The 24,435-nt window shown below is 35.3% G+C and carries 27 protein-coding genes, 1 tRNA gene, 2 pseudogenes and 1 other annotated feature (1 of these 31 running past the window's edge); of the genes and pseudogenes, 9 read left to right on the top strand and 21 right to left on the bottom strand.

What is annotated here, in order from left to right:
* Positions 1-122, bottom strand: a binding site (T-box leader); it reaches 123 nt to the left of the window's first position.
* A 48-nt stretch (positions 123-170) separates the two neighbouring features.
* The 11 genes and pseudogenes from AC4BBR_RS05830 to AC4BBR_RS05780 form a co-directional block, all read right to left on the bottom strand.
* Positions 171-506, bottom strand: a complete 336-nt coding sequence (locus AC4BBR_RS05830) for a glycine cleavage system H family protein (protein ID WP_490461612.1) — start codon at positions 504-506, stop codon at positions 171-173.
* On the bottom strand, positions 506-862 hold the full coding sequence (locus tag AC4BBR_RS05825) for an arsenate reductase family protein (protein ID WP_490461611.1): 357 nt from the start codon (positions 860-862) through the stop codon (positions 506-508). The genes AC4BBR_RS05830 and AC4BBR_RS05825 overlap by 1 nt, the downstream gene beginning before the upstream one ends.
* A gap of 18 nt (positions 863-880) precedes the next feature.
* Positions 881-2,065: an FtsW/RodA/SpoVE family cell cycle protein gene (locus tag AC4BBR_RS05820; protein ID WP_490461610.1), complete on the bottom strand. Its 1,185-nt coding sequence runs from the start codon at positions 2,063-2,065 to the stop codon at positions 881-883.
* 988 nt (positions 2,066-3,053) lie between these two features.
* A pseudogene (locus AC4BBR_RS05815) lies at positions 3,054-3,302 on the bottom strand (IS3 family transposase); the annotation flags it as partial.
* Between the two features lie 55 nt (positions 3,303-3,357).
* Positions 3,358-3,633: pseudogene (locus AC4BBR_RS05810) on the bottom strand (IS3 family transposase); the annotation flags it as partial.
* A 72-nt stretch (positions 3,634-3,705) separates the two neighbouring features.
* Positions 3,706-3,969, bottom strand: coding sequence for a hypothetical protein (locus tag AC4BBR_RS05805; protein WP_490461609.1), 264 nt, complete (start codon positions 3,967-3,969; stop codon positions 3,706-3,708).
* Position 3,970: 1 nt separating this feature from the next.
* Entirely contained in the window at positions 3,971-4,219 is a 249-nt protein-coding gene (locus AC4BBR_RS05800; protein ID WP_490461608.1) for a transposase, read from the bottom strand.
* Positions 4,220-4,306: 87 nt separating this feature from the next.
* Entirely contained in the window at positions 4,307-4,582 is a 276-nt protein-coding gene (locus tag AC4BBR_RS05795) for a hypothetical protein (RefSeq protein WP_490461607.1), read from the bottom strand.
* Positions 4,583-4,597: 15 nt separating this feature from the next.
* A complete protein-coding gene (locus AC4BBR_RS05790) occupies positions 4,598-5,224 on the bottom strand; it encodes a hypothetical protein (protein WP_490461606.1) in 627 nt (208 codons plus the stop codon).
* A gap of 521 nt (positions 5,225-5,745) precedes the next feature.
* Positions 5,746-6,006 (bottom strand): DUF6275 family protein, encoded by a 261-nt coding sequence (locus AC4BBR_RS05785; RefSeq protein WP_490461605.1) that lies wholly within the window; start codon positions 6,004-6,006, stop codon positions 5,746-5,748.
* 170 nt (positions 6,007-6,176) lie between these two features.
* Complete coding sequence (locus AC4BBR_RS05780; RefSeq protein WP_490461604.1) at positions 6,177-6,548, bottom strand: DUF722 domain-containing protein; 372 nt, start codon at positions 6,546-6,548, stop codon at positions 6,177-6,179.
* Positions 6,549-6,598: 50 nt separating this feature from the next.
* On the opposite strand from AC4BBR_RS05780, the gene AC4BBR_RS05775 reads away from it, so the two are divergent.
* The 7 genes from AC4BBR_RS05775 (at position 6,599) to AC4BBR_RS05745 (ending at position 9,517) form a co-directional block, all read left to right on the top strand.
* Positions 6,599-6,934 (top strand): hypothetical protein, encoded by a 336-nt coding sequence (locus AC4BBR_RS05775; RefSeq protein WP_490461603.1) that lies wholly within the window; start codon positions 6,599-6,601, stop codon positions 6,932-6,934.
* 244 nt (positions 6,935-7,178) lie between these two features.
* A complete protein-coding gene (locus AC4BBR_RS05770) occupies positions 7,179-7,499 on the top strand; it encodes a hypothetical protein (protein ID WP_490461602.1) in 321 nt (106 codons plus the stop codon).
* Positions 7,500-7,558: 59 nt separating this feature from the next.
* Positions 7,559-7,750: a hypothetical protein gene (locus AC4BBR_RS05765; RefSeq protein ID WP_490461601.1), complete on the top strand. Its 192-nt coding sequence runs from the start codon at positions 7,559-7,561 to the stop codon at positions 7,748-7,750.
* A gap of 49 nt (positions 7,751-7,799) precedes the next feature.
* Positions 7,800-8,291: a hypothetical protein gene (locus AC4BBR_RS05760; protein ID WP_490461600.1), complete on the top strand. Its 492-nt coding sequence runs from the start codon at positions 7,800-7,802 to the stop codon at positions 8,289-8,291.
* A 60-nt stretch (positions 8,292-8,351) separates the two neighbouring features.
* A complete protein-coding gene (locus AC4BBR_RS05755) occupies positions 8,352-8,774 on the top strand; it encodes a tyrosine-type recombinase/integrase (protein WP_490461599.1) in 423 nt (140 codons plus the stop codon).
* 144 nt (positions 8,775-8,918) lie between these two features.
* Positions 8,919-9,176 carry a hypothetical protein gene (locus AC4BBR_RS05750; protein WP_490461598.1) on the top strand — a complete coding sequence of 86 codons (258 nt, stop codon included), beginning with the start codon at positions 8,919-8,921 and terminating at the stop codon, positions 9,174-9,176.
* 146 nt (positions 9,177-9,322) lie between these two features.
* Positions 9,323-9,517, top strand: a complete 195-nt coding sequence (locus AC4BBR_RS05745) for a tyrosine-type recombinase/integrase (protein ID WP_490462076.1) — start codon at positions 9,323-9,325, stop codon at positions 9,515-9,517.
* 110 nt (positions 9,518-9,627) lie between these two features.
* Here the strand turns inward: AC4BBR_RS05745 and AC4BBR_RS05740 are convergent.
* Positions 9,628-9,700 (bottom strand) — tRNA-Thr (locus AC4BBR_RS05740).
* 136 nt (positions 9,701-9,836) lie between these two features.
* Here AC4BBR_RS05740 and AC4BBR_RS05735 point away from each other — a divergent pair.
* Entirely contained in the window at positions 9,837-10,073 is a 237-nt protein-coding gene (locus AC4BBR_RS05735) for a hypothetical protein (protein WP_010763354.1), read from the top strand.
* Between the two features lie 97 nt (positions 10,074-10,170).
* On the opposite strand, the gene upp is transcribed toward AC4BBR_RS05735, so the two are convergent.
* From upp to AC4BBR_RS05700, 7 genes are all read right to left on the bottom strand, one after another.
* Entirely contained in the window at positions 10,171-10,800 is a 630-nt protein-coding gene (gene upp, locus AC4BBR_RS05730; protein WP_490461597.1) for a uracil phosphoribosyltransferase, read from the bottom strand.
* A 79-nt stretch (positions 10,801-10,879) separates the two neighbouring features.
* Positions 10,880-12,118, bottom strand: coding sequence for a serine hydroxymethyltransferase (gene glyA / locus AC4BBR_RS05725; protein WP_490461596.1), 1,239 nt, complete (start codon positions 12,116-12,118; stop codon positions 10,880-10,882).
* Positions 12,119-12,173: 55 nt separating this feature from the next.
* Positions 12,174-13,211: an L-threonylcarbamoyladenylate synthase gene (locus AC4BBR_RS05720; protein WP_490461595.1), complete on the bottom strand. Its 1,038-nt coding sequence runs from the start codon at positions 13,209-13,211 to the stop codon at positions 12,174-12,176.
* A gap of 3 nt (positions 13,212-13,214) precedes the next feature.
* Positions 13,215-14,066 carry a peptide chain release factor N(5)-glutamine methyltransferase gene (prmC, locus tag AC4BBR_RS05715; protein ID WP_490461594.1) on the bottom strand — a complete coding sequence of 284 codons (852 nt, stop codon included), beginning with the start codon at positions 14,064-14,066 and terminating at the stop codon, positions 13,215-13,217.
* The gene (gene prfA / locus AC4BBR_RS05710) at positions 14,059-15,132 is read right to left on the bottom strand and encodes a peptide chain release factor 1 (protein WP_490461593.1); all 1,074 of its coding nucleotides are present in this window, start codon (positions 15,130-15,132) and stop codon (positions 14,059-14,061) included. Before prfA ends, prmC begins: the two co-directional genes overlap by 8 nt.
* Positions 15,133-15,189: 57 nt before the next feature.
* Positions 15,190-15,783 (bottom strand): thymidine kinase, encoded by a 594-nt coding sequence (locus tag AC4BBR_RS05705; RefSeq protein ID WP_490461592.1) that lies wholly within the window; start codon positions 15,781-15,783, stop codon positions 15,190-15,192.
* A 168-nt stretch (positions 15,784-15,951) separates the two neighbouring features.
* Positions 15,952-17,469 (bottom strand): flavocytochrome c, encoded by a 1,518-nt coding sequence (locus AC4BBR_RS05700; RefSeq protein ID WP_490461591.1) that lies wholly within the window; start codon positions 17,467-17,469, stop codon positions 15,952-15,954.
* Positions 17,470-17,789: 320 nt separating this feature from the next.
* Between AC4BBR_RS05700 and AC4BBR_RS05695 the strand changes: the two genes are divergently transcribed.
* Positions 17,790-19,190: a TrkH family potassium uptake protein gene (locus AC4BBR_RS05695; protein ID WP_490461590.1), complete on the top strand. Its 1,401-nt coding sequence runs from the start codon at positions 17,790-17,792 to the stop codon at positions 19,188-19,190.
* A gap of 51 nt (positions 19,191-19,241) precedes the next feature.
* On the opposite strand, the gene AC4BBR_RS05690 is transcribed toward AC4BBR_RS05695, so the two are convergent.
* Together AC4BBR_RS05690 and nifJ are read right to left on the bottom strand one after the other, a co-directional pair.
* A complete protein-coding gene (locus tag AC4BBR_RS05690) occupies positions 19,242-20,516 on the bottom strand; it encodes an NCS2 family permease (RefSeq protein ID WP_490461589.1) in 1,275 nt (424 codons plus the stop codon).
* 371 nt (positions 20,517-20,887) lie between these two features.
* On the bottom strand, positions 20,888-24,427 hold the full coding sequence (gene nifJ / locus AC4BBR_RS05685; protein WP_490461588.1) for a pyruvate:ferredoxin (flavodoxin) oxidoreductase: 3,540 nt from the start codon (positions 24,425-24,427) through the stop codon (positions 20,888-20,890).
* Between the last annotated feature and the right edge of the window lie 8 nt (positions 24,428-24,435).

Genomic DNA, 24,435 nt, shown 5'->3' with positions numbered 1-24,435 from the left:
TCACATCCGCTCACTTATTCCGCTCAAAGACCATCTTCCATCTCAAACATGTTACCCATTTTCAGCAAACAGGGCTCTCTTCAAACACTCTTGACATGTACTCTTCTTTTCAAAGCTTTTACTTTTATTGATGAAATTATAGCAATATCCAAATGGCTTGTCAATTATTTTTATGCTTGATTCAATTCTGCTTCATCAATGTTTGCGAGAATAGCAATCCAAGCATTTTCTTGATCAGCATCATCTAACGCACTAGGATCTTGCTCAGCTGCTTCATTGATTACTGCAATTGTTCCACTGATTGGTGTACTAAATTCACTTACAGCTTTTTCAGCTTCCAATTCAATCAGCGAATCGCCTTTCTTCAACGTTTGACCAACCTTTGGCATTGTTGCAAATGTAATATTGCCTAAATCTTCTTGTACTTCATTTGTTAAACCAATTTTATACCCATCAGTCGTTTTTAAAATCCATAACCCATCAACTATTTTCAATTCTTCAGCCATTAGCTAATAGCTCCTTCATAATCAGACTCTTTAAATCCGTTTGCTAAAAATTGATCTCCTTTAACAAAAATTGGCCGTTTGATCAACATACCGTCAGTCGCTAGTAATTCACTTGCTTCCTTGATTGAAAAGTCATTAACTTTATCTTTCAAGCTTTGTTCTCTATAACGAATACCACTTGTATTAAAGAAACGTCGAACTGGCAAGCCACTTTGTTCCATCCAACTTGCTAATTGTTTAGCAGTTGGAGGATTTTCGATCATATCGATAGTTTCGTATTTCACCTGACGTTCATCTAACCAAGCTTTTGCTTTCTTACAAGTTGAGCATTTTGGATACCAGAAAAATGTGTACATTCTAACGCCTTCTTTCGTTTAATATTCTTCGATCGTTGCTTCTTTTTGATATTTCATGGACATGATTAATCCTACACCTAACATATTTCCCAAAATCGAGGATCCACCTTGACTAATAAATGGTAACGGAATTCCTGTTAAAGGTAAAAGTCCAATATTAGCACCGATATTTTCAAATACATGAAATAGAATCATCATAATGATCCCAGTTGCAATGTAAGCATAAAATTCATTATTTGTCTCAAAACAAACCCGAATCATTCGATAAATCAAGATAAAGTATAACAAAATAATAAAACAGCCACCAATAAAACCAAAGTTCTCACCGACAACAGTGAAAATCATATCTGACTCTCTTACTGGCACATAAACATCACTAACATCAAAACCTTTTCCAAGCAACCCTCCAGAACCGATGGCAGTTATAGCTAAGGCTGGTTGGAAAGAACGGTCAGGATCGTGATGGAAAGGATTCATCCATAAATCAATTCGATCAAACTGATACGGTTTAAAGCCAACTGAATAAAGGAATTCACGTCCATTGGTCGTTGTTACCAAGTAAATTGTTCCTGCCCCTAATGCAATAGCGGCCAAAAATGTTGGTAGAATAATTTTCCAAGAGATTCCTGACATCAGGTAAACTCCACCAAAAATTGCTAAAAAGACTAACATTGTTCCGAAATCATCTTGTAGTAGAATCAAGATAATAACAGGCATTGCGACTAACAGCATTTTTCCAATCAGCCAAAAATCAGATTTTATTGTTCGGTGAACATTCTTCACATTGTGCATCGTTACAACATAAGCGAGCATTAAGATAAAAGCGACCTTCATTAATTCTGAAGGCTGAAAAGTTGTCCCACCAATACTAATCCAGTTTTTAGATCCTGTTTGCGACTCCAGATATGGATCATAAAATTTTAAAAGTAAACCCATCATGATCAAGCCAATCACATAAAAAACAGGGGTCAGCCTCCAAAGAAGCTTAGAACTGAAATGCATGACGATCACAATACTGACACCGCCAACCAAATACCACAAACTTTGTTTCATCAGCATATTGCCAATTTCAGGTCGGTTTGGATCATTATTTAGAGCAACATAAAGTGAAAGTATCCCGATGATCGAAAGAAGGAACACAGGTAAAATCACACCATAATCAATTCTATTATCTAAATTGCGCATTAATTTATTTTTATTCATTCGTCATCCCTTTTCCTTAATTATACCTTTTTTATTATAACTTTCTACAGAGAGAAAAGAAAGTATAGTCTTAATGATTTTTGAAAAACTTTAGGGATTAGATTCTTGCTTCAACGAAATATAAACTAAAAAAAATGCAAACGGTTCTATTTTTGACTAGTTGCATTCTAATCATTCAAATCAATTTTCAATTCATTTATAACACAATGTTTGTTTAAGAATAACTTATAATATTTTTTCAAAAAGAACTATCTTGTATATGTAACTGTCGAACTCAAAATTTATTTTCACTATTTTTACTGTTCGTCTGCTAAATACTGCGCTTCCTTCTTTGCTTCATTGACTAATTTAGTGATTTGATCAACTATCTATGAAAGGATACATTTCTACAATCTCTTTTTTACAAATACATATAGATTATAGGTTTGAGTTCTTAAAGGATGTTAACTTGCGGCATACCTTTTTACAAATAGTTTGAGCTTCTATGTTGATAACGCTAAAGATGATTTTATAATTCACATCGAAAATTACACATCTTGGGAAGAATTAACTACTGCTAAAATGTTTTTAGTAGATAATGCTGTAGACCAACCTATAACAAGTGAAAACAGTTCTATCTTTTCTCTAATGTACGCATATCCAAGAATTGCCAGTGAATCAAGCAAATCACAAGATGAACAGGAATTCGACAAATACAAAGAAGTTTTTGAGAAGATAAAGTGATCAATTTAAGATGTGGTACTGGAGTAATAATGATGGCGACTTTATTGAGTAACTTCTTACCTTAGTTTGGACATTGAAGATATGATCGATGAATTATACGGAAAAATATATAAAAAAAAGCCTACCTCATTGTTGTGAGCCCCTAAAAGTTAGACTTTTTTAGGAGTGGAGAAATCCGCTCTTTTTTATTGTTCAATTTTTTTCTATTACCAACTCCGTTGTCAAACGTTGCCGTTGTTCTCATAAAATGAAAAAAAGGGTTAACTTACTGAGCACTTTGGAAACGATTGTTCTCTCTGTATTTAACTGGACTACATCTAAGTTTTGATTTAATTCTCCGGAAATTATAGTATTCTATATATTTTTCAATAGATTGTTTTAGAGAATCAAAACTAGAAAAAATCTCTCCATGACACATTTCTTGTTTTAAAATACTGAAGAAATTCTCCATAGGAGAATTATCCAAGCAGTTCCCCTTTCGAGACATGCTCTGAAAAATATGATGCTCTTTCAATAAAAGGATCTAAGTAAAGTTTTTTAATGGATAAGGTTCCATTGGTTTGCTGTTCATAATATTTAAACTCTGTGGTATCTGTTGTTAATTTTTGATGGGGAATAGATGTGTAAAAACGGCGATGAATCAAATTTTTAGAGACGGTTCCTACTTTGCCTTTGTATGAACTGTATTTTCTGGACTTTTTAGTATATTTGATACACTTTAATCCTATCTTTTTCATCAAACGTTTAATTTTTTTATGATTAACAATAATTCCTTCTTCTCTATGAATCATATCAATTCGACGGTAACCAATACGTTCCTCATTCGCTTTAAATATTTTCCTGATTTTATCGATCGAACCGTTTTTGCCAGTACATGTATGTTGCTTTAGGAAAGCCAGTAGCTTCCAAAAGAATCGTTAATCTAAATTCTTTTCGGAGGGCGTGGATGATTCTGGATTCTCGTTCTTGATTCGTTCCGGAATAGGCATCCCTAAAGCTCGGAGCTTTTTTATGAAGGCTAATTCTGCACGAAGAAGTTCATTTTCATGCTCCAATTCTTGTTTTCTAGTTTTTTGTTTCGGTACTTGTTTCTTTGGTGTAGGATTTTTAGACATTGATGGACGACCTCTCTCTTTAGGTTTCAGCCCATCAATTCCATGATTATTAAATTTAATTGCCACGTCAAGGGATGCCTAAACCACTCTGATAATAGTAGTTTAGTACATCTAACTTGAAATGTGTAGAGTATTCTTGTTTGTTTTTTCTTCTTTCTAATCCGTTATAACCAAACTCTTTATACTGTTTTACCCATTTTCTTATTTTTGTCTCAGATGTAACGCCAAATTTCTTGGCTAGAAAAGAAGTACCTCCTTCATTAGAAAGGTATGCTTGAACTACTTGGTATTTAAATCCAATATCATATTTTGCCATAGTAAAAACCCCTTAAGTTAGATTTTTGGTCTAACTTAAGGGGTTCACAACACATTTTATGTTTGAGGTAAGCTTTTTTTGAAATGCTTATTTTACTACTCCAGGCATTACCTCTACATCATCAACTAAACTTGCACCTGCAGGCAAAGAATTGATTAAATCATCGTATTCTTCTTGTGACAAAGGCTCGACTTTCTGAGCCACCCTAGCTCCAGATGTTTCTTTAACATTAGTTTCAAACGTAAAATCTTCAACAGCTCCTTGATTATTAACTTCAGCTTTTACATGTGATCTATTCAATTTTATTGTAGCTGCTCCTAAAATTACCAATAAGAAAACGGCAAGACCAATCAATTTTTTCATGACCATTCCTCCAGTTTATAATGTCTGTCTGTACAATTTAAATTCAAGAGCCTCTAATCGTTTTGCTAGACCAGTTGTTCCAGCATAATCACCAAACATACTTGCTTGACCTGAACTTGTCCAGCCTAGCCAACCGTAACTTTGTACATGGGCTCTATATGAGACCCCATAAAGACCTGATGTAGTGATTTGGATTGCTTCCGTTCTCAACCTCTTGCCCATCGTCCCCGCTACAGCTCCATTAGATTTCCAAGATTGCCACCCTTGATTTTGCACGTGCATCCGATAGGTAATGCTTGTATCCATATTTACAACATTCAGTTGAAGAGCTTCCAGTCTTTTGGACTTGCCATGGATACCTGCATAATGATTCGTTCCGTAAACAGGCATCCAACCATAATCTTGCACATGTGCTCTATGCCTAAGTCCTGATTCTGCTCTTTGATTATTCAATGCATCATACTCTTCATTCGAAACAAGTTCATGTCCTTCTGGAATACTTTCCAATAGATCCGCATATTCTTCATCTGACATTTCGGAACCTTGCACCAAAACACTTGCATTTGCGTTTATTCCAAATGTAAATAGCACTCCCATAAATACTAACGTAATACCATAAAACAACATTTTTTTAATCTTCATTACAATCTCCTTCCTTTTAGTAATCCAATTTTAGCACAAAATATGATTAAATTAAAAATTTGTAAAGCTGAGATAAGAATAACAAGCCTCGATTTTATTTTAAAGAGAGGCTTTTCGCTTTAATACTTCACTTCAATTTTCTTCTTGAATAAATTTCTGAGTGTTCTATTATCTTCGCTAAATTTAGTTAAAGTGCTATTAATCCCGTTAGCGTCTAACAGATACTGAACATCCTTGATATCTTGACCATCCGGTAACTAAGACCGACATTCTCCATCAATGAACCATACTTCGTTGTTTCCCTTTTTCTTTACAACTTCTAATAAATACATAATTAAGTTTATTCGCTGATTTATTTACAATTTTATCAATGTGTAACACCTCGCCTAAATTAATTACAAACTTTAAGTACACGTTATACAAATCTCTATAAGGATCTAGACTCATTTTATTCATTTAGCCACTCCTTTATGCAATATAAAAAGCCCCCGCATAAGACAGTGACTTCCTTTACTTCGTTCCTATACTGCGATACACTCATTAGATTCTTTGGTGTATGTATCAACGTAAATTTCAGACTTATCACCATTGTGCGTGATTTCGTAAAGTGGTGCGCCTGAAACAGAAGCACTAAGAATCGCTTTATTGTTCTGTAACATCTTGCATGACCAAACCACAAAAACTTCAAATTCTGGCACTGATCCATCATCGCCTGCGTTCTTGTCTTCAATTCTCTTACGAATAATTTCTTTACATTTTTCAATGAATTTTTGACCGTCCATATGCTCACCTCTATAATTATTTTTTATGTAACCCACTCACAGGCTGTAAACTAGGTATTTACCTATGAGTGACTGTTAAACCACCTACAACACGAATTAGCTTTTTGAATAAGTTGGTTTTAGTTGTGTAATTGTTTGCTGTAGGTGATTTATCTTTGTATTTCACACTATCAATATATCATTATTACAGGTATAAATATTCCGCATTTTTTCTGCTGAACTAATCCCACTAAAGTATATTGTGGATATTTTTTCATGTACAACTCTTCAATAATAATTTTTGTATCTTCGTCTGCTTCATCCAATGTTTGAGAAATCACACGCTTATTTCGCTCTAGGTTAGTCAATCTCTTATCCTGTTTGATCGTAATAATCAAGTTAACTTGATTATCATAACTCGCTTTAGTACCTTTAATATCTCCGTTTAGATCAGACTCACGGTTAGGATAACGTAACTCGTCCTCACGCTGTTTGATATATTCATCTGTTTTGTAATAATCCGCTAGGATATCTTTGATATAGTTAAATGTTGATGTTCTCAATCCGCTACCCTTCCTGTATGTTATAATTACTCCCTAAAGGAGTTGTTTTTGTGAAAAAATATTTTGATCCTAAAACAATAATCATCTTTTTACTTTTGATTAGTACGACTGTTTTGTTTGATATCCATTTGCATCGCATTGGTTATAAAGGTATTTTGTATTTTAAAGGAATTTCAGGAGATTTTGAGCAACCACATACTGGTGTTTTTACATTAATTGGCATTATTTTAGTTTATTTACCAAGTGTATTCATTATCACCGATGTTTGGCACACGAAATTCCAGAAAATGTTAAATACACTAATTCTAATTTTCGGAATAACTATTTGTATAATTGCTTTTTTGGATCTAATCCCAGCTTTGTCATATGTTCTAAGATTTTCTTGATTATTTAAACAGTTTCCCAAACGCCTGTTGCCTGCTCATGGTGCCGTTGGGTTTTGGTTTTGAGTCTATATCAGGCTGTTTTAACAGCTCTTGCCAAGCTGATAGGTCAACTGTTCCACTGCTTAACATACTGGTTACAATCGCAGCGCCGCATAAAAATAATATATTCATTACTTGATAAGCCCATTGTACACGTTTAGCATACGATGACTTGACTAAAAACTAAAGCTACTATAATTTAACTATGAAACTGGATAACCAATTCGACTTAGCCAAAGTTCTTAATATTTCAATAGATAATTTGTTCCCTGCGACAAACAATAAGAAAAAGAAAGAGTCAAAAATAGAATCCATATATGCTAAATTAAACCCTGAACTACAAAAACTTCTTTTAAAAGAAGCTGAATATCATTTACAGCAACAGCTGGAAAAACAACAATCTTCAAAAGTGATTCCCATAGAGAATAAACAGGAACAACTCGATCACATGACCTTGGCTACTCATGGTACTAACCCCAATAAAAAACTTACCGATAAGATGTTAATAATATCCATGAGTATTTAGATGAGTTAGATGCTGAATATGATAAAAAAAATAATATTGATTAATAGTAGTTGTTTTTGATGGATGATTATGAATTATTGTTAAATAAAGTTCAAAACGAATTACCTGTAATAGAGGAAAATCTTTTAGAAAAAACTGGTAGACATGGTTTATATAGAAGCGGCAGAATATATCTTGGAAAGACTCTTCCTACAACTAAGAAAAAGGAAGTATTAATGGAAGAATTTTTGAATTTCAAGATTTATCAGTAATGATTTTACACACCGGAATACTACAAACTTAAAAAGCGAGGACATTGTTATGAAGAAAGAAGAAATAACATTTTGGTATTATATTATAGGATGTATAACAAGTATAATTTTAATGATAGCTATTATAGATAATATTCAATTAAAAGTTTCTAGATCAACAACATCATTTATATTTTATTCTTTCACAGCATTAACGATTATTTTATTATTTTTAGCTCTTTTAACTTATTATAAAAATCCAGATATGTTTAAAGAGAGAAACAAAAATAAAGTAAATTTAGATACTCACGAAGAAAGGTTAGCAAAAATAAAGAGTTTTCAAGAGAATAATCTAGAAAAAACTCAAATCAAATGCCCATACTGTAAAAGTACAAATATTGAATTCTTGGGAAATAATAAAAAATCTTTTTCAGTTGGAAAGGCTGCGGCAGGAGCAGTACTTACTGGCGGAATTGGAACTTTAGCAGGTTTTGCTGGAAAAAAAGGTAATAACCAATGGTTCTGCAAAAAGTGCAATCAAATATTCGAAACCAAGAAATAGAGATTAGCCTTAGGACTTTTCTTTTTATAAAAATATAAGGGGCGACATGACATATCAAAAATGAAAGGCTCCGTTGAACAACTCCCCATTGGTAAATACCGCTTGCGTGTAACTGTTGGCAGAAATGAAAACGGCAACCCGAAACGGCTAAGTAAGACCGTAGAAGCCACAAACATAAGAAAAGCATATGTAGAGCTTGATAAATGGATAGACTACCTAGAAGAAAATGGCCACGAAGATTTGAGCAGTATCACGTTTAAAAATTTTTATGATAATATGTGGAAGAATCAAGCAAAACATAAGTTAGAGCTTAGAACTTACCATGAATACATATCAATCATCGATACCCGTTTTTTGAAAAAGTTAAGCGATAAGAAAATGATCGAAATAAAACCTTATCAAATCAAAGATATTGTGATAAACACAAAAAGACTTGATAGTAAAGATGGTGACTTGTACAAGAAAACCAAAAAAGGTTTTTAGCTGCTTTGAGCAATTTATTTACTGTCGCACAAAATGACTATAGATTAAATAGAGAGAAATCCTGTTAATAATGTTAAGTTACCCAAAGTTAAGAATGCAAAAAAGAACATCGAATATCCTTATTCTATCGCCGAAATTTCTCAGATGTTAAAAGCTTTAGATCATGAGACCATATCAGATAAAACCAAAGCTATCGTTTTGACCGCTTTTATAACCGGAGCAAGAGAAGGCGAAATCGCAGAATTAGAAGAAAAACACTTTGACTTTAAAAACAATAAAAAATGTTTTGAACAGCGAATTGTTTTGAATGATAAAAGTTATATGAGAGTCGACGTTTTAAAAGCTGGTGATCAACGAATTTTAGATGTTCCTAGCGATTATTTAAAGTTTATGTATGATTAATTCAAATTAACTTAAACGCTCGTAAACAGCTTAATATTGACCCAAAACATAAATATATTTTTGATTCGGTAGATGGAAATTTGGAAAGATCAACATCCCTCTACCGTAATTTCAGAAAATTTTCATAAAAGAATGAATTACGACTAATTAGGTTTCACGATTTAAGACATACGACCGCATACTTTCTTTTAAGCGATCCTAATATTACTATCAAAACTGTGCAAGAACATTTAGGACATCAAGACTACAAAACAACAGCAAACATTTACTCTCACGCTTTAGAAGAATCGAAAAAAGCAGCCAGTGATAAGTTGGGCTTCTTGCTCATCAAAATTGATTGAATGTTATTTTATATTTTTTTACGCATTTCGTGCCCATGGACGTGCCCACGATCAATTTAATCATAGTGATACAAAAATAAAAAGCCCTTATAAAATAAGGGTTATGGTTATGCCAGCTGTAGGAATCGAACCTACGACCTACGCGTTACGAGTGCGTTGCTCTACCAACTGAGCTAAGCTGGCAATACAACCAAAATTATAAACCTAAACCTATTTTTTGTATAGTCAAAACAAAGCTCTTTTTTATAAAAATTAGTTTTCTGAAATTTTTCTTAATTTATGGTATAATGGAACAAGTTAAGAAAGGAAGTTTTTTTGAATGTCTAATTTCGGTAACTTTAATCGCCCTGTTGAGCCTTCTGCGGAAGGGGATTTATTCACTGTTGATACTCAGGTCACTTTCTTGATGCATGGTCAGCCGCAAACTGGAATTATTACGAAACAATTAAATAATTCTGCTGTTGTGGAAATTGATGAAAATTCTGATAACACCGATTTGATGGTTAAAAGTAATGGTGTGATCGTCATCAATTACAAAAAACTAAAAAAAGTATAGATTTTTCCATCCATTATTATTGGATGGATTTTTATGTATAAAAATAGCTGAGTACGGGGACATACTGGTCTCTGCACTCAGCTATTTTTAATTTCACTTATTTAGTTCCAAATAAACGGTCACCAGCATCACCTAATCCTGGAACGATATAACCATCTTTATCCAAATATTCATCTAGTGCTGCAGTATAAATATCAATATCAGGATGTGCTTCTTGTAAAGCTTTCACACCTTCTGGAGCTGCAACTAAACATACAAATTTAATATTGCTACCGCCACGTGCTTTTAATGCGTCAATCGCCATAATTGCTGATCCACCCGTTGCTAGCATTGGATCAACGACGAATAATTGACGAGCATCAATATCTTCAGGCATTTTCACAAAATATTCCACAGGCTCTAACGTATCATGATCACGGTATAAGCCGATATGTCCAACTTTTGCTGCTGGAATCAATTCCAATATACCATCTACCATTCCAATACCTGCACGTAAAATCGGTACAATTGCTACCTTTTTACCAGATAATGTTTTTTGTGTTGTTTCACAGATCGGTGTCTCGATCACAACATCTTCTAAAGGCATGTCTCTTGAAACTTCATATGCCATAAGCATTGCAATCTCATTCACGACTTCACGAAAAACCTTTGTTCCACAATCCTTCTCTCTAATGATTGTTAATTTGTGTTGGATCAGTGGATGATCAATAACTTGGAATTTTCCCATGCTCATTCTCCTTCAATAATTTATTCCTTCCCATTGTAAAACAAAATCGAGCGATTGACTAGTCAATCACTCGAAACTTTTAGTTATAAAGTGGATATTTTTTTGTTAGCTCACTAACAGAAGTGCGAACCTCAGAAAGAGTCACTTCATTTTCATGATCATTTAAGACTTTTACAATTAGTTTTGCGACTTCTATACAATCATCTTCTTTAAAGCCTCGTGTTGTGATCGCAGGTGTTCCAATCCGAATACCACTCGTTTTAAACGGACTAAGTTGTTCAAATGGAATTGAATTTTTATTGGCAGTGATATTCACGCTGTCTAAAATTGCTTCTGCTTCTTTTCCATTCAAACCAAAACCACTTACATCGATCAATAACAAATGATTATCTGTTGAACCACTCACAAGACGAGCTTCAGGTGTTTGGTTGAATACCTTTGTCATTGCTTTAGCATTTTCAATCACTTGTTCGCTGTATTCTTTAAAGGTAATATCCAGCGCTTCCTTGAAAGCAACTGCTTTAGCAGCAATTACATGTTCTAAGGGCCCACCCTGAATACCAGGAAAAATATTACTATTCATTTTTTTAGCTAGTTCTTCATCGTTAGTCAAAATAAGTCCGCCACGTGGTCCACGTAATGTTTTATGTGTTGTAGATGTTGTGATATCTGCATAGGGCACGGGATTTGGATGTAATCCTGCCGCTACTAGACCTGCAATATGAGCCATATCTACCATTAACTTAGCACCAACTTCATCAGCGATTTCACGGAATTTTTCAAAATCGATTGTACGAGAATAGGCGCTAGCACCTGCTACAATCAATTTTGGCTGATGTTCACGCGCTAAAATACGTACAACATTATAATCGATCACCTCAGTTGTTGGATCTACGCCATAGCTAATAAAATTATATGTTTTACCACTAAAATTTACTGGTGAACCATGCGTTAAATGTCCTCCCGCAGACAAATCCATTCCTAAAACGGTGTCACCTGGTTCGATCAATGAAAGATAAGCTGCTGTATTCGCTTGAGAACCTGAATGGGGTTGGACATTAGCAAATTTAGCACCAAAAAGTTGTTTTGCTCGATCGATCGCCAAGTCCTCAACGATATCGATAAACTCACAACCGCCATAATAACGTTTGCCAGGATAACCTTCTGCATACTTATTTGTAAGAATACTTCCTTGAGCCGCCATAACACCCTTAGAAACAACGTTCTCCGATGCAATCAGCTCCAAGTTATTTTCTTGACGATCATTTTCTTTCGCAACAGCATTCCATAAATCAGGATCAAATGTTTTAAAATCCATTAAACAAGCCTCCATTTCATTTGTTTGTACCGATTGTATCATACTTAAAAGCTCTCTACTCAAAAATCGAATCAAATTTAAACTTTTTTTGATTTGCCGCTTTTTCCAACCTATTCATATAAGCGATCCCTAATCCAGATTTCGGAAAAGCCTGAGCAAAAATCACATCGATCTTTTGTTCATCTAAGCTTCTCATCCCCGCATATAGTAATTTTGTCCCTTGTTCTATTGAAGATTTACCAAAAGAAAAAACGGCTTCTACGCTAGTTGAACATGTTGCTATGATGTGATCATCTGCAAATAAACCAATCCGCTGATTTTTACTTTTAGCCTGTTCAATTGCCTTTTTAAATACTTTTTCATCGCCTTCAATGATCCATACAGGAACATCTGGTGAATAATGCTTATACTTCATTCCCGGTGCTTTAGGCGCTTCTTTTTCGCTGATTAAATGCTGATCGACGAACACCGAGCCTAAAATCTGTTCTAAACTTTCTTTTGTGATCGCTCCTGGTCTTAAGATTACTGGAACTCCATTTTTCGCAGTTAAATCTAAGACAGTTGACTCTACACCGATTTTAGTCGGTCCATCATCTAAAATGCCAGCAATTTTCCCATGAAGATCATGATAGACATGCTGAGCGGTTGTAGGACTTGGTTTGCCTGAGGTATTAGCGCTTGGTCCTACCAAGGGCACGTTAGCTGTTTCAATTAATGCTATGGTTTTCTCATTATTAGGCATCCGAAAAGCAACCGTATTTAATCCGCCAGTCACAGTAGTAGAAAAAGTATTTGGCTCCACATCAAAAATCAAAGTCAATGGTCCCGGCCAAAAAGCATCTACTAACGTCTGAGTATGTTTTGGAAAATCCTTCACGTATTGTTTGACCATCTCAAAGTTGCTTACATGAACAATCAATGGATTATCGCTAGGACGTCCTTTAACAGTATAAACTTGCGCCACAGCAAGCTCATCTAGAGCATTTGCGCCAAGTCCATAAACTGTTTCAGTTGGAAAAGCGATCAGTTCTCCCTTACGGATCAGATCTGCTGCTTGATCGATTTCATCTACCTCAAATCGTTTTGTTTCCAATTTTTACTCCTCCCTTTTTTTTGATGAAATAATCACCATTCGATCATTTCCTGCTAAGTCTTGAGCAACTTTTACTCGTTTTTGAGGAAAGGTTTGCTGAAAAAGTTTTTTGATAGCATCTCCTTGCTGAAATCCGATTTCCAAATAAATTTTACCATCGGGCTTCAGTAAATCTTTTACTTCTTCAGCCAATCGCTGATAAATAGCTAACCCGCCATTTTCAGCAAATAATGCGGTTTTTGGCTCAAATGTTCGCACACTTTCATCCATCAAGTCCCATTCAGAATTACTAATGTAAGGAGGGTTAGAAATCAAGATATCGATTTTTTTCTTTTCCATTGGTTTAAGAGCATCTCCTTGAATAAAATCAATATCCGTATTTAATTGTTCTGCATTTTTTTTGGCAACTTGTAATGCTTCTTCTGAAATATCGATCGCAATTACTTGCCAGTTTGGTCGGTCTAATTTTAGACTAATCGCAATTGCACCAGTTCCTGTTCCAACGTCAACAACAGTCAGTGGCTCATTAGGATTTTCTTTCAAGCAGCGATCAACTAATTCTTCTGTCTCAGGTCTGGGAATCAACGTGTGCTCATTAACTAGAAATCGATGGTCATAAAACTCACTGTAGCCTAATAAATACTGTGGCGGATAATTTTGAGCCAGTTGCTTTAGGTCCTCATTTATTTGCTGTTCGTCTTTAGGTGATATTTCTTCTTTCAGATGAAGTAGCCAATCGGTTTTGCTCCAACCTTTTCTTTCCAGGAAAACAAAAAAAATACTATAGCCTTCTTTGCCTTGTTTTTCTAAAAAAGAAGAAGCCCGTTCAAGGACTTCAAAATAACGGTTACCCATTTTGCATCTCTTCTAATTTCGATGTTTGATCGTATAGCACCAAAGCATCCACGATTTCATCTAATTTCCCAGCTAAAATTTGATCTAGTTTTTGAATTGTTAACCCAATACGATGATCCGTCACGCGGTTTTGCGGAAAGTTATATGTACGGATTCGTTCAGAACGGTCTCCTGTACCCACCGCGGATTTACGGTTTGCATCATATTCGCTTTGCGCTTCTTGCTGCATTTGGTCATAGACTCTTGCACGTAAAATTTTTATCGCTTTTTCGCGGTTTTTGATTTGAGAACGTTCATCTTGCATAGCGACTGCAATCCCAGTTGGAATATGCGTCAAACGAACAGCCGATGCCGTCTTATTGACGTGCTGACCACCAGCGCCACTAGCATGGTAAATATCTGTACGAATATCTTTGTCAGCAAGATCTAATTCTACTTCTTCCGCTTCCGGTAAAACGACAACAGTTGCAGTGGATGTATGAATTCGTCCTTGCGATTCAGTCGATGGTACACGCTGTACACGATGTGCGCCACTTTCATATTTTAGTTTTGAGAAGACATTGTCTCCTGAAATCATCATGATGACTTCTTTGTAGCCACCGATTCCAGTAATACTTGCTTCCATCACTTCTGTTTTCCACCCTTGAGATTCTGCATACTTTTGGTACATTCCAAATAGATCTCCAGCGAATAAAGCTGCCTCATCTCCACCTGCTGCACCGCGTATTTCCATGATAATATTTTTATCATCGTTTGGATCTGTAGGCAAAAGTAAAATTTTAATGCGTTCTTCCAGAGCTTCTTTTTCCTTTTTTAATTCTGACAATTCTTCTTTGGCCATTTCAGCCATTTCGGCATCTAATTTTTCGCCTAATAGTTCTTCAGTGTCACTGATCCCTTCGACTACTTGTCTATAGCGACGATAAACGTCCACTGTCTCGCGGGTATTTGCTTCTTCTTTAGATAGTTGCATAAAGCGTTTCGTATCACTGATGACTGCTGGATCACTTAATAGTTCACCCAACTCTTCATAGCGATCTTCAATTGATTGTAACTGATCGTACATAGTTAGTTGCTCCTCTTTTTATTAATAAGTATTGTTTATTTTCCACTTTTTATTGAGTTAATTATTTTTCACTTGCTCACCATCGATCGGTGGATGGAAATAGTGGTTACGGCAAACAGGATAATACGCTTCGTTACCACCAATTTGAACTTGGGTTCCTTCATAAACTGGCTGACCATCAATATAGTGTAAGTTCATCGTAGCTTTCTTATGGCAAAACCAGCAGATTGTTTTTAGTTCTTCTAATTTATCTGCGTATAGCATCAGGTATTTGGAGCCTTCAAATAGTTCATTACGAAAATCATTCTTCAAACCAAATGCCATGACAGGGATGGTCAACTCATCTACAACCCGAGCAAAATCAATTACGTGTTGTTTCCCTAGAAATTGTGATTCATCTACTAAAATACAGTAAGGCTTATAGTCTAATGTTTCAATTAATTCATAGACATTGGTTTCTTTAAAAATGGGGATAGCTTCTCTTCGAAGACCAATACGGCTTGAAACGACACCAACACCATCCCTAGTGTCGAGTCCACTTGTCATAATGACAACAGGTTTCTCTTGTTCTTCATAATTGTGCGCTACTTTTAATATTTCAATTGTTTTTCCACTGTTCATTGCGCCGTATTTAAAAAATAATTGTGCCATTACTCCGTCGTCACCTCTCGTTTCGTTCCTCTCGTATTTTACTATATTTTCTACAAAAAAGCAGTATTTTTGAAAAAATGGTTTCTTAGTTTTTGATGAAAGACTATTAAAAATAAAGAACCAATAGACGAATTCGAACGTTTCGTCTATTGATTCTTTTATAAACCTTTATTTTTGTGTTGCAGCAAACGCTGCTGCTTCAGTTCCAGCTTGGCGACCAAAGACAATGATATCTGCCACAGCATTCCCGCCGATACGGTTAGCGCCGTGTAATCCTCCAGTTACTTCCCCAGCAGCATACAATCCTTCAATCGGTGCTCCATCTTCTTTTAACACTTCTGTTTTCGTATTAATTTTCACTCCGCCCATTGTATGATGTATTCCCGGAGCGATTTTGATTGCATAATACGGAGCCGTTGCTAAATCGTGATCCATACCAGTAGTACGTCCGAATTGAGTATCGGATTTATCTTTAACATCTTGATTCCATTGGTCTAATGTTTCTTTCAGTTTTGCTTCTGGCATATCAATTTTTTTAGCAAGATCTTCAATTGTTTCTCCTTCGATAACAAAACCTTGTTCATCATAAAAGTCAATTGCTTTAGCACGATCACGAACCCCTTGATCAAAGACCAGGTAAGCCGATTTTTCTGGTAATGCTGTGATAGCATCAGAAACTTTGTCACGAGTATCCATTTCGTTAATGAAACGTGTTCCTTCTTGTGATACTAAAATTGCTCCTTCACCACGAACCACTTCACCAATCAAATATGATTTCTCTTGTTGAACAGTTGGATGAATTTGGATTTCTTTCATATCAACTGTAGCACCACCAAGTTTTTCAATCATCTTGATTCCATCACCTGTCGTACCTTCTTGGTTTGTAGTTACATAATCTTTTAATTTTGGATCGTATTTTTCTAGCATTTCTTCATTTGCACCGAAACCGCCTGTTGTAACGATTACTGCTTTTGATTTAATTTCTTTCGTCTCTTCGTCATCAAGTTTTACTTTGACACCATCTACTTGACCATCATTTTCAAGAATTTCAGTAACATCTGCATTCACAAAAAGTGGAATTTTTTCTTCTTTAACGTTGCGAACAAGCCCATCTACAAGATATCCTCCAATGGCAGAACCATCTGCTGGACGATGTGTCCGTTTTTCGCTCATTCCTCCAGTGATTGTTAAATTGCTAAGTTCAATGCCTTTCGTATCTAACCAATCGATTGCATCTGCTGAATGATCCACGAAAAAGCGTAATAATTCTTTATCGTTCGTACCTTTTCCACCTTTTAATGTTTCTTCATAGAACTTATCATTACTATCTGTGATTCCATCTTCTTTTTGATATTTTGTTTCAGATGCATTCATACCAGAAGAAGATTTGATAGTATTCCCACCAGCAACTGGCATTTTTTCTAAAATAACTGGATTCATGCCTGCATCTTTTGCTTGAAGAGCCGCTGTCATCCCAGCACCACCAGCTCCGACGATTATAATATCGTATTGATCTTTTAATTCACTCAAATCTGTATAGCCATTGGCTGAAGCACCAGAAGTAACCTCTGTACTTTCTTTAGATTCTTTACTGCTCTTCGCAGTTTTTTCTTGATCACTGGTACAGCCTACAGCGATTCCTGCAAATAGGCTCAATGATACTAAGCTCATAATGATTTTTTTCAATTTATCTTCACCTCTATAATTTTTAACCACACAACCTTTAATTATTCAGCGTAACTTTGAAAAGTTCCACTTCTAATGTGAATATAATCACATTAAACAAAACAATAATTCTCTTTTTAAATACACCTATTTGTCTATTTTTCAAAAAATCAAACAAAAGAATGTTGCTCCTCTCACAATAAAATAACATGTTCTGTCTGATTTGTACTATATTCTCAATTTTTTTAATCAATTTCTTATTTCTTCTAAGTACTTATTCTTTGTTTGCCCATCATTTATTTTCTGCTATACTTGATTTAATGATATTCAGGAGGTCCATTATGAATCGATTTCGGCTTTTATGGCTGGCTCAACGCAAAGGTAGCCGTTTTATTTCTAATAATTTTTCATCTATTCAAATCATTGTTTCTTATTATATCGTTATGACCGTTGTCTCTTACCTATTATTTTGTTTGCCTTTTTTTAGAGAACCTGACTCTCATGTTGGTTTCATTGATATGCTTTTTATGGCGATCAGTACGGTGAGCGTTACTGGTTTGTCTACGTTTGATATTAATTCTATCTTTAATGATCGCGGAATAATTTTGCTGGAAGTGCTTTTTCAAATTGGTGGTTTAGGAATTATGATGATTTCTACAGCTTTTATTATTCTCTCTAAACGTAGAATTTCTTTAAAGCAACGGCAATTGATCATGACGGATATGAATCAGCCAAAATTAAGTGGTATCGTCCGTTTGATTCGAATTACGTTTACGATCATTTTATGGTTTCAGGTGATTTTTGGTACGTTTTTCTCAATTTATTTTTATTTTTCTGGCTATTATAAAACATGGTCAAGAGCAATTTTTTTTGGTTTTTATCAATCAATTTCTGCCGTGACCAACTCTGGATTTGATGTGACGGGGGATTCAATTATTCCTTTTGCTAATGATTATATTTTTTTAATCGTAATTATGTTCTTAATTTTTGTCGGCGGAATTGGTTTTCCTGTATTAATGGAAGTTCGAGAATGGTTGTTTTTTAAAAAGAAAAAACGTGGCTTGCCTTTCCGATTTTCTTTGTTTAGTAAGATTGCAGTATTAGCATTTGTGATTTTGTTTGTTGGCGGTACAATTTTGATTTACTTATTGGAGAAAGATCATCTATTTGTTGAGATGGGTGAGCTTCAACGCTGGATCACATCTATGTTTTATTCTATGACAACTCGAAATGCTGGACTGCAAATTAATGACTTAGGTGACTTTCAGATCACTACATTAATTGTTTTTTCTTTATTGATGTTTATTGGATGTAGTCCCAGTTCTGTTGGTGGAGGTATTCGAACGACGACTGTTGCGATCATTGGTTTGTACTTGTATGCTTTTTTGAAGAGCGAGAACAAGATCAATGTTTTCGGACGTCGAATTGATGATGATGATGTAAAAAAATCGATTGTTGTCTTTATGCTTTCGTTAATTATGTGCTTCTTTTCAGTCTTATTTTTAACGGCCACAGAAGAGCATCCACTGATTGCTATTATTGTTGAAGTAGCTTCCGCTTTTGGTACAACTGGTTTATCTTTAGGGATTACATCTGATCTAACAACAGTTGGAAAGCTGATGATTGCGTTGTTGATGTTTATTGGACGTATTGGCATGCTATATACCTTAATGTTATTCGTGCCAAAAGAAACGCGGGATATTGGCTATGAATATCCTTCTGAAAAAATTATTATTGGTTAAAAAACCCTGCTCATCACAGCTGAAATTGTGATTGAGTAAGGTTTTTTTGTATTAAATCAGTACATTAATAATTAAATAAATCAAAAATAATCCTGAAATCAACCACATCGAGATTGGCAGTTCAGATTTTTTCCCAGCAACCCATTTTGTCAACGGATAAGCCACAAAACCAAATGCCATTCCATCAGAAATATTCATTGTAAAAGGTATCAAAACAATCATCAGCATTGCAGGAAAATACTCACTAAAATCGTCAAACTTCAAGTTTTTGATTTGTTGGATCATTAAAAATCCTGTTATGATGATTGCTGGTGCTAATGCTGAATCGGGAATATACGAAAGAAATGGCAAAGCTAATAATGCTAAAAAGAAGCAGATGCCACTCGTAATAGACGTTATCCCTGTTTTTCCCCCTTCTTCAATTCCTGTTGCACTTTCAGCAGCTGCTACAGTCGGGCTTGTTCCAAATATACTAGAGAATAATGTAATAAATCCTGTTACACGATATGCTCGCAAATATTTTTTTTCGTCTGCTTCTGGCATTAAGCCTTTAAGTAAGCCCATCGATTCGAAGATCAAAATCATTGATAAGGCAAAGACTCCGAGTAAAAAGCTTTTAGAAAAAAAAGTACTGAAATCTAGTTGCAAAAAAATTTGAGAATAATTGCCTAATCCACTCAAAGAAAAATGTTCTGTCGGTGCGACCATCCCGAGTATATTTGCGATAAAGGTTACCACAACAATTCCGATAAAAAAGCTACCTTGAATTCCTTTTATGAATAAAATAACTGTCAAAATTAATGAAAACAGAGTTAGCAAAGTTAAACTATCATCTAAAGGTGCCAATTGCAAAAAGGTATGTTCTCCACGTAAAATCAAATGCCCTTTTTCTAAACCAATTAACACTAGGAAAAAGCCAATACCTACAGTAATCCCAGTTTTTAACGTTTCCGGCACAACTTCGGCAAATAATTTACTTAATCTTGTAAAAGCAACCAGTAAATAAACAACTCCTGCACAAAAACTAACAGCTAAAGCTTGCTGCCAGGTTAATCCTAAGGAAAGTACTAAAGTATACGTGAAAAATGAATTTACACCCATTCCCGTAGTCAATACTATTGGGGCATCTGCAACTAGTCCGATCAGGATTGATCCGATAATTGAAATGAAGATTGTTCCGAAAATCGTTAATTCTTTTGGCATACCCGCCTCAGCTAAGATCACTGTATTCACCATAATAATATATGAGATGGCGAAAAACGAGGTTGTTCCCGCTAAAATTTCTCGTTTTATCTCTTCCTTTTTAAGTTTTTTCCAATGAAACATGAGAGTCCTCCTTGGCAAGAAAAATACGTCCGCTTTCCATCGGGCTTCTTCCGTACCTAATTATAGTTTATCTTCGTTCGAGCTAAAAAGCTATTAGTAACATGTTAATGTTATGTTATCAGAAAACGCTAACATTAACAACTTTCAAAAAAGCGCCCTGCATATTCTAAGCTAAAATGGACTTCGTAAAAAAAAACTTAAGCAACAATTACTGTTGAGCAATCGCTTTTTAAGTTTTTAATACTATTTTTTTAGAGAATATCTTTTCGATCGATTCTAAAAAAAGAAGAAGACAGAACAAAACTAAAACCTGTTTTGCATGTTTTCTTCTTTTAATCGCACACTTTATCATTCAATTACTTGTTGCTAGACTATTTTTCTATTTGACTAACTAGTTTCACATAATTCTCTGAACGATTTTCTGCATCATCTTTCGTTTTCGTTAAAAGATGTTCGACAACTTCGTGATTATCTTTGATTGTATGCAGTGCTGAGAAGCGCGTTTGTTTTTCAAGGAAATCACGCATCTTAGAGAAATCTGCTTTTTTGTAGTCGATCACCATTGGATCTTTGCCTTTTTCTATCAACTGTGGATTATAACGATACAACTGCCAATAACCTGATTCAACAGCTTCTTTCGCTAATGATAAGGTTTCGATCATACCGCCTTTGACACCGTGATTGATACACGGTGTATATCCAATAATTAATGACGGACCTGGATAACGCTCTGCTTCATCAATTGCTTTGATCGTTTGCATTGAATTAGCACCTAAAGCGATTTGAGCGACATAAACATTGCCATAAGTCATTGCCATCATGCCTAAATCTTTTTTAGATGTTTGTTTTCCGCCAGCAGAAAATTTTGCGATAGCTGCTGCTGGGGTCGCTTTCGATGTTTGCCCTCCAGTATTCGCATAGACCTCATTATCCATAACAAAAATGTTCACATCAGCGCCACTTGCCAATACATGATCGATTCCACTAAAACCAATATCGTATGCCCAGCCATCACCACCGACAATCCATTGGCTCGTTTTCACAAACAAATCATTTTGTTTGTATATTTGTTCTAAACGTGAATCCGTTTGATATTCTTCATTTAAAATAGCGGTAAGTTTGGTAGCTCGCTGTTGGGTGCCATCACCTTCTAAATAATGTGCTAACCAATCTTGTAACAATGCTTGAAGTTCTGCCGATCCTAAATCATTATCGATTGCTTCTTGTACCTGATCTGCTAAATATTGGCGTTTTGTTTTATTCGCTACATACATGCCATAACCATATTCAGCGTTGTCTTCAAACAATGAATTACTCCAAGCGGGACCTTGGCCGCATTCATTGGTTGTATAAGGGGTTACAGGAGACGAGCCACCCCAAATTGATGAGCAACCAGTCGCATTAGCCATCATCATTCGATCACCAAATAATTGTGTTAACAATTTGATATAAGGTGTTTCACCACATCCTTCACATGCACCTGAAAATTCCATTAAAGGTTGATTGAATTGAGAGCCTTTAACAGATAATTTTCTAACGGGATTTTCTTTTTGCTGTAACGTCATTGCAAAAGCCCAATTAATTGCTTGCTCTTTTTGCTCTTCATAAGGTTTCATTAAAATCGCTTTTTCTTTAACTGGACATGCTTGAACACAAAGTCCACAACCAGTACAATCTTCTAAAGATACTTGAATACGATACATTAAACCATCGGCACCACGCATTTCTCTAGCTACAAAGCCTGCTGGAGCTTCTTCTATTTCTTCTTGATCTGCTAAAAATGGTCGAATTGCCGCATGAGGACAGACAAAGGCACATTCATTACACATTGTACATTTATCCATTTGCCATTCTGGGACTTCTAGTGCGATTCCACGTTTTTCATAGGCTGAAGTGCCCACTGGGATTTCTCCAGTTTTCATGCCGTTGTCGATTAAATCGCCAACCGTCAGATCATTTCCTTCTTGTCGATTGATTGGTTGTAAAATATTCGTAATATATTTTGGTAGTGAATCATTTTTTTCAATTGGTTCAATAATGATTGTTGCCCATTCAGAAGGAACATCGATTTTTTGAAGAGAATCAAATGTTCTGTCAATTGCTTGGAAGTTTTTTTCCACGATTTCTACTGATTTTTTGCCATAAGTTTTTTGAACTTCCGCTTTCAGTAACGGCATGTACTCATCTCGTGTCATAATATCTGTTACTTCAAAGAATGCAGTAGACATTACTGTATTAATTCGGCGACCTAATCCGACTTCTCGAGCTAGCTCAACAGCATTAATAATATAAAATTGAATTTCATGATCAGCAATATATTTTTTCAACTTTGCTGGAAGTAAACGGTAAACTTTCTCTTTATCCCAAAACGTATTCAATAGGAAGGTTCCGCCATCTTTCAATCCTTTTAATAAATCATAATTATGAATGTAAGAAGCATTGTGACACGCAATAAAATCAGCTTGTTCGACTAAATACGTTGATCTGATTGGTTCTTCACCAAAACGTAAATGAGAAAGAGTCAAGCCCCCTGATTTTTTAGAATCATAACTAAAATATGCCTGCGCATATAAATCAGTATTGTCACCAATGATTTTAATTGCTTGTTTGTTTGCTCCAACTGTTCCATCCGAGCCAAATCCCCAAAATTTTGCTTGGAATGTTGAACTAGGTGTTAAATCTAACATTTCTTCTTGCGGTAATGAACGGTACGTTACATCATCCACAATACCAATTGTAAATCGTTGTTTTAATTCATCTAAAGGTAGTAATAGATGATCATAAACTGCTTTGATCTGACTAGGTGTTACATCTTTTGAGCCTAGTCCATAACGTCCTCCTATGATAATTGGACGATTGTGGTGTTGATACAATGCACTTTGAACATCTAAAAGTAAGGGTTCTCCTTCTGCTCCTGCTTCTTTGGTTCGATCTAAGACCGCTACTTTTTCTACTGTTTTTGGTAATTTTTCTAATAGATTTTCAGTTGGAAAAGGACGATACAAATGAATATTTATAAGACCTACTTTCCGCCCTTTTTCATTCAAATAATCCACTGTTTGTTGAATTACTGGTGAAGCGGATCCCATAGAAATAATCACTTCTTTTGCATCATCAACTCCGTAGTAATCCGTTAAATCATAATTGGTCCCACGTATTTCATTAATTTTTTCCATGTATTTTTGAACAATTCTAGGCATTGCTTCATAGTTTGCATTGACAGTTTCTCTTTGTTGAAAGTGAATATCTGGATTTTGAGCAGTTCCTGAGACGGTTGGATGATTGGGATTCATCCCTCTATTTCTAAATTGATCCACTGCTTCTTGATCCAACATTCCTTTTAAATCGGCATAATCAATCACTTCAATTTTTTGGAGTTCATGACTTGTTCTGAATCCATCAAAAAAATTGACGAACGGTAAGCTCCCTTCGATGCTAGCTAAATGTGCCACCGCTGAAAGATCCATTACTTCTTGAACACTGGATTCTGCTAACATACAAAAACCTGTTTGACGAGTCGCCATGACATCACCGTGATCTCCAAAAATACTTAATGCACTGGTTGTAATTGCTCTGGCTGCCACGTGAAAAACAGCTGGTAATAGTTCTCCTGCTATTTTATACATATTTGGGATCATCAACAACAGTCCTTGCGATGCTGTATAGGTAGTTGTTAATGCACCTGTTTTTAATGAACCATGAACAACTCCTGCGGCTCCAGCTTCTGACTGCATTTCAATAACTTGAACTTTTTGTCCATAGATATTTTTTAATCCTGTTTCCGCCCATTCATCAACTAACTCCGCCATTGTAGAGCTTGGCGTAATTGGATAGATCGCCGCTACTTCTGTAAACGCATAAGAAATATACGCTGCTGCAGTATTTCCATCCATTGTTTTTGTTGTTTTCATTTTCCTCA

The sequence above is a fragment of the Enterococcus sp. AMC1251 genome, from assembly GCF_058216535.1.
Note: the sequence above shows the minus strand (reverse complement) of the source record. Positions and strands in the feature narration are given on the sequence as shown.

Excerpts from the sequence above, each read along its gene's own strand:
- AC4BBR_RS05765 (WP_490461601.1), top strand. The coding sequence starts at position 7,559 with ATGGATGATTATGAATTATTGTTAAATAAAGTTCAAAACGAATTACCT.
- AC4BBR_RS05830 (WP_490461612.1), bottom strand. The coding sequence starts at position 506 with ATGGCTGAAGAATTGAAAATAGTTGATGGGTTATGGATTTTAAAAACG.
- AC4BBR_RS05755 (WP_490461599.1), top strand. The coding sequence starts at position 8,352 with ATGAAAGGCTCCGTTGAACAACTCCCCATTGGTAAATACCGCTTGCGT.
- glyA (WP_490461596.1), bottom strand. The coding sequence starts at position 12,118 with ATGGATTTTAAAACATTTGATCCTGATTTATGGAATGCTGTTGCGAAA.
- nifJ (WP_490461588.1), bottom strand. The coding sequence starts at position 24,427 with ATGAAAACAACAAAAACAATGGATGGAAATACTGCAGCAGCGTATATT.
- prfA (WP_490461593.1), bottom strand. The coding sequence starts at position 15,132 with ATGTACGATCAGTTACAATCAATTGAAGATCGCTATGAAGAGTTGGGT.
- AC4BBR_RS05760 (WP_490461600.1), top strand. The coding sequence starts at position 7,800 with ATGAAGAAAGAAGAAATAACATTTTGGTATTATATTATAGGATGTATA.
- AC4BBR_RS05820 (WP_490461610.1), bottom strand. The coding sequence starts at position 2,065 with ATGAATAAAAATAAATTAATGCGCAATTTAGATAATAGAATTGATTAT.
- AC4BBR_RS05735 (WP_010763354.1), top strand. The coding sequence starts at position 9,837 with ATGTCTAATTTCGGTAACTTTAATCGCCCTGTTGAGCCTTCTGCGGAA.
- AC4BBR_RS05695 (WP_490461590.1), top strand. The coding sequence starts at position 17,790 with ATGAATCGATTTCGGCTTTTATGGCTGGCTCAACGCAAAGGTAGCCGT.
- AC4BBR_RS05800 (WP_490461608.1), bottom strand. The coding sequence starts at position 4,219 with ATGGCAAAATATGATATTGGATTTAAATACCAAGTAGTTCAAGCATAC.
- AC4BBR_RS05825 (WP_490461611.1), bottom strand. The coding sequence starts at position 862 with ATGTACACATTTTTCTGGTATCCAAAATGCTCAACTTGTAAGAAAGCA.
- AC4BBR_RS05705 (WP_490461592.1), bottom strand. The coding sequence starts at position 15,783 with ATGGCACAATTATTTTTTAAATACGGCGCAATGAACAGTGGAAAAACA.
- upp (WP_490461597.1), bottom strand. The coding sequence starts at position 10,800 with ATGGGAAAATTCCAAGTTATTGATCATCCACTGATCCAACACAAATTA.
- AC4BBR_RS05690 (WP_490461589.1), bottom strand. The coding sequence starts at position 20,516 with ATGTTTCATTGGAAAAAACTTAAAAAGGAAGAGATAAAACGAGAAATT.
- AC4BBR_RS05790 (WP_490461606.1), bottom strand. The coding sequence starts at position 5,224 with ATGAAGATTAAAAAAATGTTGTTTTATGGTATTACGTTAGTATTTATG.
- AC4BBR_RS05770 (WP_490461602.1), top strand. The coding sequence starts at position 7,179 with ATGAAACTGGATAACCAATTCGACTTAGCCAAAGTTCTTAATATTTCA.
- prmC (WP_490461594.1), bottom strand. The coding sequence starts at position 14,066 with ATGGGTAACCGTTATTTTGAAGTCCTTGAACGGGCTTCTTCTTTTTTA.
- AC4BBR_RS05795 (WP_490461607.1), bottom strand. The coding sequence starts at position 4,582 with ATGAAAAAATTGATTGGTCTTGCCGTTTTCTTATTGGTAATTTTAGGA.
- AC4BBR_RS05750 (WP_490461598.1), top strand. The coding sequence starts at position 8,919 with ATGTTAAAAGCTTTAGATCATGAGACCATATCAGATAAAACCAAAGCT.
- AC4BBR_RS05785 (WP_490461605.1), bottom strand. The coding sequence starts at position 6,006 with ATGGACGGTCAAAAATTCATTGAAAAATGTAAAGAAATTATTCGTAAG.